The following is a 12,701-nucleotide window of genomic DNA, read 5'->3' on the forward strand; positions in this document are numbered from 1 at the left end:
CGGCGAGAAGCACTCGGTCGCCCGGCTCGTCGGGGCGCCCCCCGGCTACGTCGGCTACGACCAGGGCGGTCAGCTCACCGAGGCCGTCCGGCGCCGCCCGTACGCGGTGGTGCTGCTCGACGAGGTCGAGAAGGCGCACCCCGACGTGTTCGACGTGCTGCTGCAGGTCCTCGACGACGGGCGCCTCACCGACGGCCAGGGCCGCACGGTCGACTTCCGCAACGCGATCCTCGTGCTGACCTCGAACCTCGGGTCCGCGGCCCTCACCGACCCGGGCCTCGACGACGCCGGGCGCCGCGAGCGGGTCATGGAGGTCGTCAAGCACTCGTTCAAGCCGGAGTTCCTCAACCGGCTCGACGACGTGGTCGTCTTCCACGCGCTGTCCACCGAGGAGCTGACGTCGATCGTCGACATCCAGGTGCAGCGGCTGGCGACGCGGCTCGCGGGACGCCGGCTCACGCTGGAGGTCACCGACGCCGCGAAGGAGTGGCTGGCCCTGCAGGGTTTCGACCCGGTCTACGGGGCGCGGCCGCTGCGCCGGCTCGTCCAGTCCGCGATCGGCGACCAGCTCGCCCGGGAGCTGCTGGCCGGCGGGATCCGTGAGGGTGACGCCGTCCGGGTCGACCTCGACAAGGACGCCGACGCCGGGGCTGGCGCGCTGACCGTGACCCGGTCCGAGTGACCCTCCCCGGCCCGTTCCAAGCGAAGGGCCCCTTCGGTCGGTAGAGCCGCCCAGGGATGCCCCTCGCCGGAACGGCCGGCCCCGCGGCGCATCGACCCAAGGGCACCCTCGCTCGATCTATGCGAGCGAGGGTGCCCTTCGGTCGTTCTCAGGCCGCGGCCGCCAGGGGCTCCGCCGGCTCCGCGGCCGGGACCGCCTCGAGGTCGGCGTGCTCGCCCGCGGGCCGCAGCGAGCGCAGCGCCCACACGGCCACGGCCCCGAGCAGCAGGAAGAGCGCCGCGCCGACCCCCGCCGTCGTCGTGAGCCCCGCGGTGAACGCCTCCCGGGCCGCGTCGAGGAGCGGGCCGTCGCCGGCGGTGCGGGACGCGGCCTCCAGGCTCTGCCGGGCGGCGTCGGCGGCCGGTGCCGGGGTACCGGCGGGGACGACGAGCGAGCCGCGGTAGACGGCGGTGGCGAGGCTGCCGAGGGTCGCGACCCCGAGCGCGATCCCCATCTCCCCGCTGGTCTCCGAGAGCGCGCCCGCCGAGCCGGCGCGCTCCGTCGGCACCGACCCGACGACGATGTCGGTGCCGAGCGCGGCGGGCGCGGCCACGCCCATCGAGGTGACGAGGAACCCGCCGACGAGCAGCCACGGCGAGCTCCCCGCCCCCACCTGGGTGACCACCAGCAGGCCGAGCCCGCCCAGCAGCAGCCCGCCGCCCATGACGACGCCGGGGCGGTACCGGGTGGCGAGCCGCGGCACCGCGAGCGTGGCCACCATCATCGCGAGCTGCAGCGGCACCAGAACCAGCCCGGCCTGCAGCACCGAGAGCCCGGCGACGAGCTGGAACCACTGGGTGGCCAGCAGGAACGTCCCGGCCATCACGACCCCGCCCGCCATGTTGAGCCCGAGGGCTCCCGCGACGGCGCGGCGGCGGAAGAGGCGCAGGTCGAGCAGCGGGTCGTCGAGGCGCAGCTGACGCCGGACGAACACGGCGCCGACGCCCAGGCCCAGCACGAGCGCCCCGAGGGACGTGGCGGCCCCGCCCCCGGCCGCGAGCTCCTTGAGTCCGTAGACGACGGGCAGGACGGCACCCAGCGAGAGCGCGACGCTGGCGAGGTCGAGCCGGCCGGCCGACGCGTCGCGGGCCTCGGGCAGCAGCAGCGGGCCCGCGACGAGCAGCAGCGCCATCACCGGGACACCGAGCAGGAACGCCGAACCCCACCAGAAGGTCTGCAGCAGCAGCCCGCCCGCGAGCGGGCCGACGCACATGCCGCCCATGAAGCAGGTCATCCAGATCGAGATCGCGGTGGCCCGTCGCCGGGGGTCGGGGAACATCGTGCTGATCAGCGCCAGGGTGGACGGCATGAGCGTCGCACCCGCGATCCCGAGCACGGCCCGGGCCGCGATCAGGGTGCCCGCCGAGCCGGCGAACGCCGCGACCACCGAGGCGACGGCGAACGCGGCACCGCCGATCAGGAGCAGGCGGCGTCGCCCGATGCGGTCGCCGAGCGTGCCCATCGTGACCAGGAACCCGGCGATCATGAAGCCGTAGACGTCCATCGCCCAGAGCTGCTCTGTCGGCCCGAGGTCGAGGTCGGCGCTCATCGCCGGGAGCGCGAGGTAGAGCACGCTCATGTCGAGCGAGAGCAGCAGCGTCGGCAGGGCGAGGACCGCGAGGCCGATCCAGGCGCGACGGTGGGTCGTGGACATGGGCCGACCCTAACGCAGGAAGTCCTGCTAGTGAACCGTCTAGTACGGAAAAAGTACTGACTAGACCTCGCTCACCCGACCCGCCTCGACGTGCCAGTGCCGCGTCGTCGACACGGCGGCGAGCATCCGGCGGTCGTGGGTGACGAGCAGCAACGTGCCCTCGTAGGCGTCGAGCGCCGACTCCAGCTGCTCGATCGCGGGCAGGTCGAGGTGGTTGGTCGGCTCGTCGAGCACCAGCAGGTTGACCCCTCGCGCCTGCAGCAGCGCGAGCGCGGCCCGGGTGCGCTCACCGGGCGAGAGCGACGCGGTGCCGCGGTGCACGTGCTCGGCGCCGAGCCCGAACTTCGCCAGCAGGGTGCGCACCTCCGCGATCGGCCAGCGGTCGACCTCGGGCTCCCGTGAGAAGGCGTCGAGGAGGGACGCGCCGGAGGAGAACAGCCCGCGGGCCTGGTCGACCTCCCCGACGACCACCGACGACCCGAGCGACGCGGACCCGGCGTCGGGGGCCAGGCGTCCCAGCAGCAGCGCCAGCAGCGTCGTCTTCCCCGCGCCGTTCGCGCCGGTGACCGCGACCCGGTCGCCGTAGTCGAGCTGCAGCGTCACCGGCCCGAAGCGGAAGTCCCCGCGCGCCACCACCGCGCCGGACAGCGAGGCCACCACGGTCCCGGAGCGCGGCGCCGCCGCGATCGTCATCCGCAGCTCCCACTCCTTGCGGGGCTCCTCGACGACGTCGAGCCGCTCGATCCGCCGCTCGGTCTGCGACACCTTCGAGGCCTGCTTCTCGGTGGCCTCGGCCCGGAACTTGCGGGCGTTCTTGTCATGGTCAGCTCGGCCGCCCTTTCGTCTCGCGTTCCGGACGCCGTGCTCCATCCAGTTGCGCTGCTCGTGCATCCGCGTGGTGAGGGCGGCCCGCTTGTCCGCGTACTCGTCGTAGGCCTCCCGTGCGTGCCGGCGCGCCACCTCCCGCTCGACGAGGTACGACTCGTACCCGCCGCCGTAGCGCGCCACCTGCTGCTGGGCGAGGTCGAGCTCGAGCACCTCGGTGACGGTGCGCGCGAGGAACTCCCGGTCGTGGCTGACCAGCACCGCCGGCGCCCGCAGCTCGCGGACGAACCGCTCCAGGCGCTCCAGCCCCGCGAGGTCGAGGTCGTTGGTGGGCTCGTCGAGCAGGAAGAGGTCGAACCGCGCGAGGAGCAGCGCCGCGAGGTTGACGCGCGCCGCCTGACCGCCGGAGAGGGCGGTCATGGCGGTGTCGTCGGCCAGGGCCAGCCCGAGGTCCGCCGCGACCTCCGGCACCCGGTCCTCGAGGTCGGCCCCGCCCAGGGCGAGCCAACGCTCCAGGGCGGTGGCGTAGCGGTCGTCCGCACCCGGTCCACCCTCGCCGAGCGCGGTCGTCGCCGCGTCCAGCTCGGCCTGCGCGGCCGCGACGCCGGTCCGGCGGGCGAGGAACCCGGCGACGGTCTCGCCGGGGCGTGGGGCCGGCTCCTGCGGCAGGTACCCGACGGTGGCGCTCGGCGGTGCGAGCTCGACGGTGCCCTCGTCCGGGACCGCGAGCCCGGCGAGGACGCGCAGCAGCGTCGACTTCCCGGCGCCGTTGGCGCCGACGAGCCCGACGACGTCGCCCGGGGAGACTGTGAGGTCGACCCCGGAGAAGATCGTGCGGGCGCCGTGGGCGGCCGAGACGCCCCGCGCGACGAGGGTGGCGCTCACGACGCCGACTCTATCCGCGTCGCGCGGTCCGACCCGGGGGCACCGGCCCTGAGCAGGCGGATTCCGCGTCGGAAATGCGCGTCCGGTCCGAGTGTCGTCGGCGGGTGCGCTCGGGGGCAGGCCGTACGCTCGCCTCCGTGCCTGCCTGGATCTGGTTCGTCGTGGCGCTGGTCGCCGCAGCCGGCGGCGCGCTGCTGCTCTGGTACGACCGCGCGCGCCCGACCCGCCGGGGCAACGGCCGGCGGGACTGGGCGGCGTCCAAGGGCTGGGAGTTCACCGACGCGCTGTCCTCGCCGCCGCACGCCTGGCGGTACGGCACGCTGCGCGGCGAGGGTCCGCGGCACGCCTACGACGTCGCGACCGGCGCCGTGCCCGGGCCCGGCGGACGCCGGCTGGGCTGCATCTTCGACCAGGAGCAGGACGGCGCCACCGTCGCGACGGTCGCCGCCGTGCGCGGCACCGTCGCGGTGCCGGTCGCGATCGAGCTCCGGCTGCCCGAGTCACCCCGTCCCGACGACGACGAGCTCGACAACCTCGGGCAGGTCGGGCGCCGGTACGCGTTCGTCAGCAACGCCATGGAGGGCCGCCGGCTGCTGACGCGGCAGGTGACCGAGGCGGCCGACCGGGTCGGCGCCGACGTCCCCCTCGTGTGGGCCGAGGACACCTGGGTGCTCGCCTCGCTCGACCCGGACGCCGACCCGGACCGCGTCGAGGGCCTCATCGAGTCGCTGGTGGACGTGTCCGCCGCGATCAAGGAGGCCGTCGAGGGGGGCGGCTCCCGCGGCGGGCCCGCTCCCGCGAGCGCCGGCAGCCCGGCGGACGAGGCCCCGACCGCCGTCGTGGCCGGCTCGCGCGCCGCGGCGCCGGCCGGGGACGACGCGCCGACGACGACCGTGCGCGGGTCCCGTGGGGACGACGCGCCGACCACGGCGGTGCGGGGCGCGGTCGACGAGGCCCCGACCACCACCATCGGCGGCCGCGGCTCGTCCGCAGGCGCGGGGCGGACCGAGGGGCGCGAGCGCGGCTCGGTGCGGGACCGCGACCGGGGCGCCGACCGCGGTGCCGGCCGCCCGGCCGTCGACGACGACGAGGACCTCGAGTACGACGAGGAGCTCGAGCGGTTCGCCTCCGGCGACGAGGACGCCAGCCCGTTCGCCCGCGGTGGCGCCGAGCCGACCCACCGCGACCGGCCGGGCGACATCCCCTACGACCTCGAGCAGGACGACCCCGGCACCGACGAGCCGCCCGGGGACCGGCGGTCGTCGAAGGGCAGCACCTGGCGCAGCGGCCCCTTCCGCGGCCGGTGACCCGCGTGGCCGGACGTCCCACCGCCCTCGTTACGGGCGCGAGCTCGGGGCTCGGCACGGAGTTCGCCGAACAGCTCGCGGGCCAGGGGTACGACGTCGTGCTCGTGGCGCGGGACGAGGCCCGGCTGCGGGCCGTCGCGGACCGGCTCGGCGAGCGCGGCGCCCACGCCGAGGTCCTCGTCGCGGACCTCGCCGACCCGACGGCCCGCGCACGCGTCGAGCGCCGCCTCGCCGAGCCCGCCGAGGGCGAGGCGCCGGTCGACCTGCTGGTCAACAACGCCGGCTACGGCACCGCCGGCGAGTTCACCGAGACCGATCCCGCCGTCCTCGCCGCCAACCACGAGGTCAACGTCAGCAGCGTGATGCTGCTGTGCCGGGCCGCGTTGCCCGGGATGGTCGAGCGCGGGCGGGGCGGGGTGATCAACGTGTCGAGCGTGTCGGGGTTCCTGCCCGGCCGCGGGTCGGTCTACGGCGCCGGCAAGGCCTATGTCACGGCGCTCTCGCAGAACCTCTACATGTCCGTGTACGGCACCGGGGTGCACGTCATGGCGCTGTGCCCGGGCTACACGAAGACCGACTTCCACCGGCGGCTCGGGCAGTCCCGCAAGGACGCGGGGTTCATGTGGCTCGAGGCCGACCGCGTGGTGGCCGACGGGCTCGCGGACTTCGCCCGGCGCCGCCCGCTCTCGATCCCGGGCGTGGGCTACAAGGCGATCGTCGTCGCCGCTCGGCACGCGCCCACGCGGATCGTCCAGGTCCTCGCCCGGCGCAGCGCCTCCGGGCGGGGCTGACCCGCCCGCCCGCCGGCCCGGGCGGGAGAATGCCGGGCATGAGCGACCGCACGAGCACGCGGGCCGCCGTCGGCGGGGGCCCGGACGTGGACCCCGCCGCCCGCGACCGCCTCGCCGTCCTGGCCCGCGAGCTCGCCGTCGTGCGCGGCCGCGTCACGCTGTCCTCGGGCCGCGAGGCCGACTACTACGTGGACATGCGGCGGATCAGCCTGCACCACGAGGCGGCGCCGCTGGTCGGGCGGCTGCTGCGGGAGATGACGGCCGACTGGTCCTACGACGCCGCCGGCGGGCTGACCATGGGCGCCGACCCGGTGGCCGCGGCCATCCTGCACGCTCCCGGGCCGCCGGTGGACTCGTTCGTCGTGCGCAAGGAGGCCAAGGCGCACGGCATGCAGCGGCGCATCGAGGGCCCGGACGTCGCCGGGCGCCGGGTGCTCGTCGTGGAGGACACCTCGACCACCGGCGACAGCCCCGTGACCGCGCTCGACGCGCTGCGGGAGGCCGGCGCGGAGGTCGTGGGGGTCGCGACGATCGTGGACCGGGCCACCGGCGCGGCCGAGGTGATCGAGGGGCGCGGCGTGCCCTACCGCTCGCTGCTCGGTCTCGCCGACCTCGGCCTGGCGTGACCGACGGAGGAGACGACGAGCCCGGACCCACCGAGTGGGGCGCCGACGAGGTCGGCGTCGGGCCCTGGCCGGGCGGCCCGGCGGCGTGGCCGGACGATCCACGGCTGGACCCGGAGCTGCTCGCGGGCGGCGACCGGCGCAACGTCGTCGACCGCTACCGCTACTGGCGCCGCGAGGCGATCGTCGCCGACCTCGACACCCGCCGTCACCCGTTCCACGTCGCGATCGAGAACCTGCACCACGACGCGAACATCGGGACCGTCGTGCGCACCGCGAACGCCTTCCTCGCGGCCGCCGTGCACATCGTGGGCCGGCGCCGCTGGAACCGCCGCGGCGCGATGGTCACCGACCGCTACCAGCACGTGGTGCACCACGCCGGGGTCGCCGACCTCGTCGCCTGGGCCCGCGCCGAGGACCTCGTGGTCGTGGCCGTCGAGAACGGGCCGGGCGCGGAGCCCCTGGAGACCACGGAGCTGCCGCGCCGCTGCCTGCTGCTCTTCGGTCAGGAGGGCTCCGGGCTCACGCCGGACGCCGCCGCGGCCGCGGACCTGGTCGTCTCGATCGCCCAGTTCGGCTCGACGCGGTCGATCAACGCCGGCGTCGCGGCGGGCATCGTCATGCACGCGTGGATCCGGGTCCACGCGGTCTGAGAGTCAGGCGTGCGGCGGGCGCTGGATACGGGTGGTCGGCGCGTCGTCGGCCGCGCCGTCCAGGGTGTCCTCGGCGAGGGGCGACGCCCCGAGCCTGCGCTCCCGGCGGGCCTGCAGCGCCTCGATCCCGATCGGGACCAGGGAGAGCAGGACCACGAGGATCAGCATCGCCTCGATGTTGTTCTTCACGACGTCGAACTGGCCGAGCACCGCGCCGAGCAGCGTCACCCCGGCCGCCCAGAGCAGGGCGCCGATCCCGGAGAAGAGCAGGAACCGCCGCGGCTCCATGCGCCCGACGCCCGCCATGACCGTGATGAAGGTGCGCACGATCGGCACGAACCGGCCGAGCACGATCGCGCGGTTGCCGTACTTGTCGAAGAACTTCTGGGTGCGGTCCACGTTCTCGCGCTTGAACAGCCGCGAGTTCGGCTTGTCGAAGATCGCGGGGCCGGCGGCACGCCCGAGGTAGTAGCCGCACACGTTGCCCGCGAACGCCGCGACGACGAGCACGACGCACGCCAGCCACAGCGGCGTCTCGATCAGGCCGGTCGTGGCGGCGAGGCCGGTGATGAAGAGCAGCGAGTCCCCGGGCAGGAAGAAACCGATCAGCAGACCGCACTCCGCGAAGATGATGAGCGCGACGCCGAGCAGGGCCCACGGGCCCAGGCTGGAGATGATGTAGCTCGGGTCGAGCCACTGCGGCCCCAGGGCGACGATGGTCGTGGCGTCGGCGAGCACGAGGCCCACGGTACTGGCCGCGGGTGTGGCCCCGATGTGCGCCCGGGGCCCGGCACGCGACCGGGATCAGGCGGGAAGCAGCAACGACAGCACGCCGATGGCGCCGCCGACCACCCCGCCCGCGAGGATCGCGACGAGGCTCCACCAGGTCACGGTGACCGCGCTCCACGCCACGGAGCCCGCGGGCGCCGCCGTCGGTGGTCCGGGGCGCATCGCGCCCGGCCGGGCCATCGGGCCCTGCGGGGCCGGCCCGGCGACGCCGAACCCGCCCGGGGTCGGTCCCGGGCGCACCGGCGCGGTCGGCGGGCCGGGGAGCACCGGGCCACGTGCGTACCCGGGCGGCGGGTGGCCCGGCGCGCCCGCGCGGGGTGACGGCACATCGGGTCGGGCGGGCTGGTCGGTGCGCTGCTGACCGGTGTGCTGCTGATCGGTGCGCTGCCGGTCGGACGCGGCCCGGTCGGTGTCCGACGGCGCGGTCGACTCGGGCCGGCGCACCCGGCCGAGCGGCCGGAACCGGCGCCGCCCCGACGACGGCGGGCCGTCCGAGCCGGTGTCCGTCCCCGGGGTTCCGGTGGGCGGGGCGGGTGTGTCGGCGCGCGGCGTGGACACGCCGCCCGCGGCGTGGGCCCGCAGCGCCTCGGACAGCAGCCGCTCGTCACTCATCGCCGGGGATGCTATCGGCGGACCGGGCCGCGTCCCAGAGCCGTGCGGGACAGCGGCGGCCCACCCGCGCCGGGCGGCGCCGTTCGGAGCAGTCGGTACCGCCCGTCGCCGCGACGCGCGCGGCTCGGCGATCCGCTCAGCCGGTGGCGACGATCTTGGATATCGCGTCGAGGCCGCGGCTCGCGGTCGACTTCACGGTGCCGCGGCTGATGCCGGTGGCCTCGGCGATCTCGGCCTCGGAGAGCCCCCCGTAGTAGCGCAGGACGAGGACCTCCCGCTGGCGGCGGGGCAGCTGGGAGAGGGCGGACACCACGGCCTGGTGCTCCGCGGACAGCATCGCGAGCGACTCGGCCGAGCGTGCGTCCGCGGTGTGCGGCGGGGTGTACTCCCGGGCCGTGCGGCGGCGGCGCAGCACCGACCGGGAGCCGTTGACCACCGCGGTGCGCAGGTAGCCGAGCGCGGCGTTCTCGTCGCGCAGCCGCGACCAGTGCCGGTGCAACCCCGTGAACGCCTCCTGGACGACGTCCTCCGCGGTCGCCGGGTCGTCCACCAGCAGGATCGCGAGCCGGACGAACCGCATCCGGTGCTCCCGGTAGAGGTCCTCCAGCGTCCGCGGGCCCGCCGGCTCGGCCTCGGGCTCCGGCGCCGCCCACGGACCGGGCGAGGCGGGGAACGCGGTGGGCCGGCCGGGCCCCGGGGCTCCGGGCCCGGCACCCGGACGAGCGGGGGCGAACCGGGCGGCCACGGGGGTGCGGGGATCCGGCCGCGACGCGGGAGGAGCCGCCGGATGCACGACGGAGGCATCGGCCCCCGTCACGGCATCGAGCGCACGCAGGCTGCCCAGCGTCCGTTCGATCGCGCTCTCCACCGGCTCGACCACGCTCCCGACGATAGCCCAGCCCCCCGACGGCCTCGGTCCGGAGGAGCGCCACCGCCCCGGGGTGACGCGCGGTGGCGGACTGGTCCACACCGGCGACCCGCGCTCCGCGACGTGACGTCCGCCCACGTCACGACGGGCGTGCGCGTCCCCTCCGGGCGGGCATACTGCGCGCGTCGGGTGTGTACCCCCGCACCCGGGACCAGGCCACCACCGGGCGCACGTCCTGCACGGCGCGCCCGAGAAGCACACGCGCCGACCAGGGAGCCCACCTCATGCCGATCGCGACCCCCGAGGTCTACAACGAGATGATCGACCGGGCGAAGGAGGGACGCTTCGCCTACCCGGCGATCAACTGCACCTCCTCGGAGACGGTCAACGCGGCGCTGCGCGGCTTCGCCGAGGCGGAGAGCGACGGCATCATCCAGTTCTCCACCGGTGGCTCGGAGTTCGGCTCCGGCCTCTCGGTCAAGGACATGGTCGTCGGCGCCTCGGCGCTGGCCGAGTTCGCGCACGTGGTGGCCGAGAAGTACTCGATCAACGTCGCCCTGCACACCGACCACTGCCCGAAGGACAAGCTCGACGCCTTCGTCCGCCCGCTGATCGCGATCAGCCAGGAGCGGGTGGACCGCGGCGAGAACCCGCTGTTCCAGTCGCACATGTGGGACGGCTCGGCGGTCGAGCTGCACGAGAACCTCGCGATCGCGCAGGAGCTCCTCGAGAAGGTCGCCAAGGCGCGGATGATCCTCGAGGTGGAGATCGGCGTCGTCGGCGGCGAGGAGGACGGCATCTCGGCCGACAGCGACGACAAGCTGTACACCGCCCCCGGCGACTACGAGGCCACCGTCGAGGCGCTCGGTGCGGGCGACAAGGGCCGCTACCTGCTGGCGGCCACCTTCGGCAATGTCCACGGCGTCTACAAGCCGGGCAACGTCGTGCTCCGGCCCGACGTGCTGAAGAAGGGTCAGGAGGTGGCCAGCGCGAAGCTGGGGCTGCCCGAGGGCTCGAAGCCGTTCGACCTCGTCTTCCACGGCGGGTCCGGCTCGCTGCTCGAGGAGATCCACGAGGCGCTCGACTACGGCGTGGTCAAGATGAACGTCGACACCGACACGCAGTACGCCTTCACGCGCCCGATCGCCGGGCACATGTTCACGAACTACGACGGTGTGCTGAAGATCGACGGCGAGGTCGGCAACAAGAAGGTCTACGACCCGCGCAGCTACCTCAAGGCCGCCGAGCAGGGCATGGCCGACCGCGTCGTCACGGCCTGCGAGAACCTCCGTTCGACGGGGCAGTCGCTCGGGAAGTGACCGCGTTCGCCCCGGCACGAGGGGAGCCCTCGGTCGCGAAGAGCGGCCGGGGGTTACCCTCGCGCGGTCCGGGGCCACGGCGGCGGGATGATGGGGGCATGACCATCCCCACCGGTCCCGGCGCCTCGCACGGCCACAACCTCCTCGGCCCCCAGCCCACGCTGCTGCCCGCCGACCCCGAACCGCAGGGCCGCCTCGACGCCGGCGAGGACCCGGCCGCCGTCGCCGCGGACCACCCGACGTCGAGCGCCGCCTGGGCCACGCTCGCGGAACGCGCCCTCGACTCCGGGGAGACGATCGCGGCCTACGCCTACGCCCGCACCGGCTACCACCGCGGACTCGACCAGCTGCGCCGCAACGGCTGGAAGGGCTTCGGCCCGGTCCCGGTCGACCACGCGCCCAACCAGGGGTTCCTGCGGGCCGTGGCGGTGCTGGCGAAGGCGAGCGCGTCCATCGGCGAGACCGACGAGGCGGTGCGGTGCCGTCAACTGCTCGACGACTGCGACCCGACGGCGGCCGCCGCGCTCGGCGTCGTCTGACGGGCGTCCGGGGTCAGGAGACCCGGCGCAGCGGCTCGTCGACGACGGCCTGGGGGCCCACGTCGACGATCATCGGGGCCGGATCGGCCACCGGCTGCAGGTGACGCTGCGCAACCGGCTTCGCCGGCGCCGCCTCGAGCCGCAGCGGCGGGCGCACCGGGCGCCGGCGGGTCCGGGTGTCGAGGAACTGCGTCTCGAAGCGCTCCATGAGCATGGTCGCGATCAACAGGAGCACCGGGATGAGGACCGCGACCAGCATGAACAGAACGTACCCCGCTTCGGACCGGTCCGAACCCCTCCGTCCTCGAGGTCCGTACGAACGTCGCAATGCGGCTACGCCGGGTGTGTCAGCGATCACCGGTCACCCACATGCGCGACGGCGGTGTGATGACCTCGGGTCACCGACGGTCATGACGAGGAGTGGTCGTCGGCGAAGCCGGTCGCTGCCGCGGCCGGGCGCACCAGCGTCCAGTCGACCGTGTGCCGGTACCAGCTCCGCCGCTCCAACGGGCGGTCGTCGTCGACCCCGTCGCGACGCAGCGACGCCGGGGCGCACCCGATCGTCGCGGCCCGGCCCCGGGCCGCGCGCTCGGCGCCCGCCCGCAGCCCGGCGAGGCGCCGCCGGCCGGTGACGGTGACCGCGACGCCGCCGACCTCGACGGGCCCGCCCTCGGGATCGGGGCGGACGACGAGCCCCGCGGCACGGCCACGCAGCACCTCGTGCTCGTCGCAGTAGACGACGCCCTCGACGGGGCCGACGACGTGGGCGCCCGCGACGACCCCGCCGCGGTCGTCGCGCAGCAGCGGCGCGGGCGACGCCACGCCGACGCGCACGACCTCGAGCGCGGCCGACCGGTCGGTGGGCAGCCGCCAGACCCGGGCGGCCTCCGAGCCCGCGTCCGGGAGGAACGCGACCGGGACGTCGAGGCGCTCGCGGCGCAGCAGGCGCACGAGCACGGCGGCGAGGTCGGCGTCCGTGCCCGCGACGACGAGCCGGCCGCCGGCGGCCGGGTCGAGCGTCGCGGCGTCGAGGACCGGGTCGACGTCCGGGCGCCCCGGCCGCGGCGGGACGGCGGCCACGGGCGCCCCGTCGAGGGCGTCGGCCAGGTCCCCCC

Annotated in this window: 14 protein-coding genes; 7 read left to right on the forward strand and 7 right to left on the reverse strand. The window is 75.4% G+C overall.

What is annotated here, in order from left to right; all coding sequences use genetic code 11:
• A partial coding sequence (locus tag AC0CYZ_RS23105) for an AAA family ATPase (protein WP_472219677.1) occupies positions 1-682 on the forward strand: 682 nt, incomplete at its 5' end.
• Between the two features lie 148 nt (positions 683-830).
• Here the strand turns inward: AC0CYZ_RS23105 and AC0CYZ_RS23110 are convergent.
• Both AC0CYZ_RS23110 and AC0CYZ_RS23115 read right to left on the reverse strand, forming a co-directional pair.
• Positions 831-2,375, reverse strand: coding sequence for an MFS transporter (locus tag AC0CYZ_RS23110; protein WP_472219679.1), 1,545 nt, complete (start codon positions 2,373-2,375; stop codon positions 831-833).
• A gap of 60 nt (positions 2,376-2,435) precedes the next feature.
• Positions 2,436-4,085, reverse strand: coding sequence for an ABC-F family ATP-binding cassette domain-containing protein (locus AC0CYZ_RS23115; protein WP_472219681.1), 1,650 nt, complete (start codon positions 4,083-4,085; stop codon positions 2,436-2,438).
• Between the two features lie 137 nt (positions 4,086-4,222).
• Here AC0CYZ_RS23115 and AC0CYZ_RS23120 point away from each other — a divergent pair, with 137 nt between their 5' ends.
• Genes AC0CYZ_RS23120 through AC0CYZ_RS23135 form a run of 4 tightly spaced genes read left to right on the forward strand, consistent with a single transcriptional unit; the run spans position 4,223 to position 7,459 of the window.
• A complete protein-coding gene (locus tag AC0CYZ_RS23120) occupies positions 4,223-5,392 on the forward strand; it encodes a type III secretion system chaperone family protein (RefSeq protein WP_472219683.1) in 1,170 nt (389 codons plus the stop codon).
• Positions 5,393-5,397: 5 nt separating this feature from the next.
• Positions 5,398-6,183: an SDR family NAD(P)-dependent oxidoreductase gene (locus AC0CYZ_RS23125; protein WP_472219685.1), complete on the forward strand. Its 786-nt coding sequence runs from the start codon at positions 5,398-5,400 to the stop codon at positions 6,181-6,183.
• 38 nt (positions 6,184-6,221) lie between these two features.
• Positions 6,222-6,809 (forward strand): orotate phosphoribosyltransferase, encoded by a 588-nt coding sequence (gene pyrE / locus AC0CYZ_RS23130; protein WP_472219687.1) that lies wholly within the window; start codon positions 6,222-6,224, stop codon positions 6,807-6,809.
• Positions 6,806-7,459 (forward strand): TrmH family RNA methyltransferase, encoded by a 654-nt coding sequence (locus AC0CYZ_RS23135; RefSeq protein ID WP_472219689.1) that lies wholly within the window; start codon positions 6,806-6,808, stop codon positions 7,457-7,459. The genes pyrE and AC0CYZ_RS23135 overlap by 4 nt, the downstream gene beginning before the upstream one ends.
• A gap of 3 nt (positions 7,460-7,462) precedes the next feature.
• Here AC0CYZ_RS23135 and AC0CYZ_RS23140 read toward each other — a convergent pair whose 3' ends face one another.
• The 3 genes from AC0CYZ_RS23140 to AC0CYZ_RS23150 all read right to left on the reverse strand — a co-directional run bounded on the left by AC0CYZ_RS23140 (position 7,463) and on the right by AC0CYZ_RS23150 (position 9,605).
• Positions 7,463-8,197 carry a DedA family protein gene (locus AC0CYZ_RS23140; protein WP_472219690.1) on the reverse strand — a complete coding sequence of 245 codons (735 nt, stop codon included), beginning with the start codon at positions 8,195-8,197 and terminating at the stop codon, positions 7,463-7,465.
• Positions 8,198-8,263: 66 nt separating this feature from the next.
• Positions 8,264-8,860 carry a hypothetical protein gene (locus tag AC0CYZ_RS23145; RefSeq protein ID WP_472219692.1) on the reverse strand — a complete coding sequence of 199 codons (597 nt, stop codon included), beginning with the start codon at positions 8,858-8,860 and terminating at the stop codon, positions 8,264-8,266.
• 136 nt (positions 8,861-8,996) lie between these two features.
• Positions 8,997-9,605 (reverse strand): SigE family RNA polymerase sigma factor, encoded by a 609-nt coding sequence (locus tag AC0CYZ_RS23150; protein ID WP_472219703.1) that lies wholly within the window; start codon positions 9,603-9,605, stop codon positions 8,997-8,999.
• Between the two features lie 407 nt (positions 9,606-10,012).
• Here AC0CYZ_RS23150 and fbaA point away from each other — a divergent pair, with 407 nt between their 5' ends.
• Entirely contained in the window at positions 10,013-11,047 is a 1,035-nt protein-coding gene (gene fbaA / locus AC0CYZ_RS23155) for a class II fructose-bisphosphate aldolase (protein ID WP_472219694.1), read from the forward strand.
• A gap of 98 nt (positions 11,048-11,145) precedes the next feature.
• Positions 11,146-11,586 carry a DUF3151 domain-containing protein gene (locus AC0CYZ_RS23160; RefSeq protein ID WP_472219696.1) on the forward strand — a complete coding sequence of 147 codons (441 nt, stop codon included), beginning with the start codon at positions 11,146-11,148 and terminating at the stop codon, positions 11,584-11,586.
• A gap of 13 nt (positions 11,587-11,599) precedes the next feature.
• Here the strand turns inward: AC0CYZ_RS23160 and AC0CYZ_RS23165 are convergent, their stop codons facing one another.
• Positions 11,600-11,845, reverse strand: coding sequence for a hypothetical protein (locus tag AC0CYZ_RS23165; RefSeq protein ID WP_472219698.1), 246 nt, complete (start codon positions 11,843-11,845; stop codon positions 11,600-11,602).
• Between the two features lie 149 nt (positions 11,846-11,994).
• On the reverse strand, positions 11,995-12,701 hold a 707-nt coding region (locus AC0CYZ_RS23170), incomplete at its 5' end, for a hypothetical protein (RefSeq protein WP_472219701.1).

The organism is Actinomycetospora sp. (assembly GCF_055612215.1).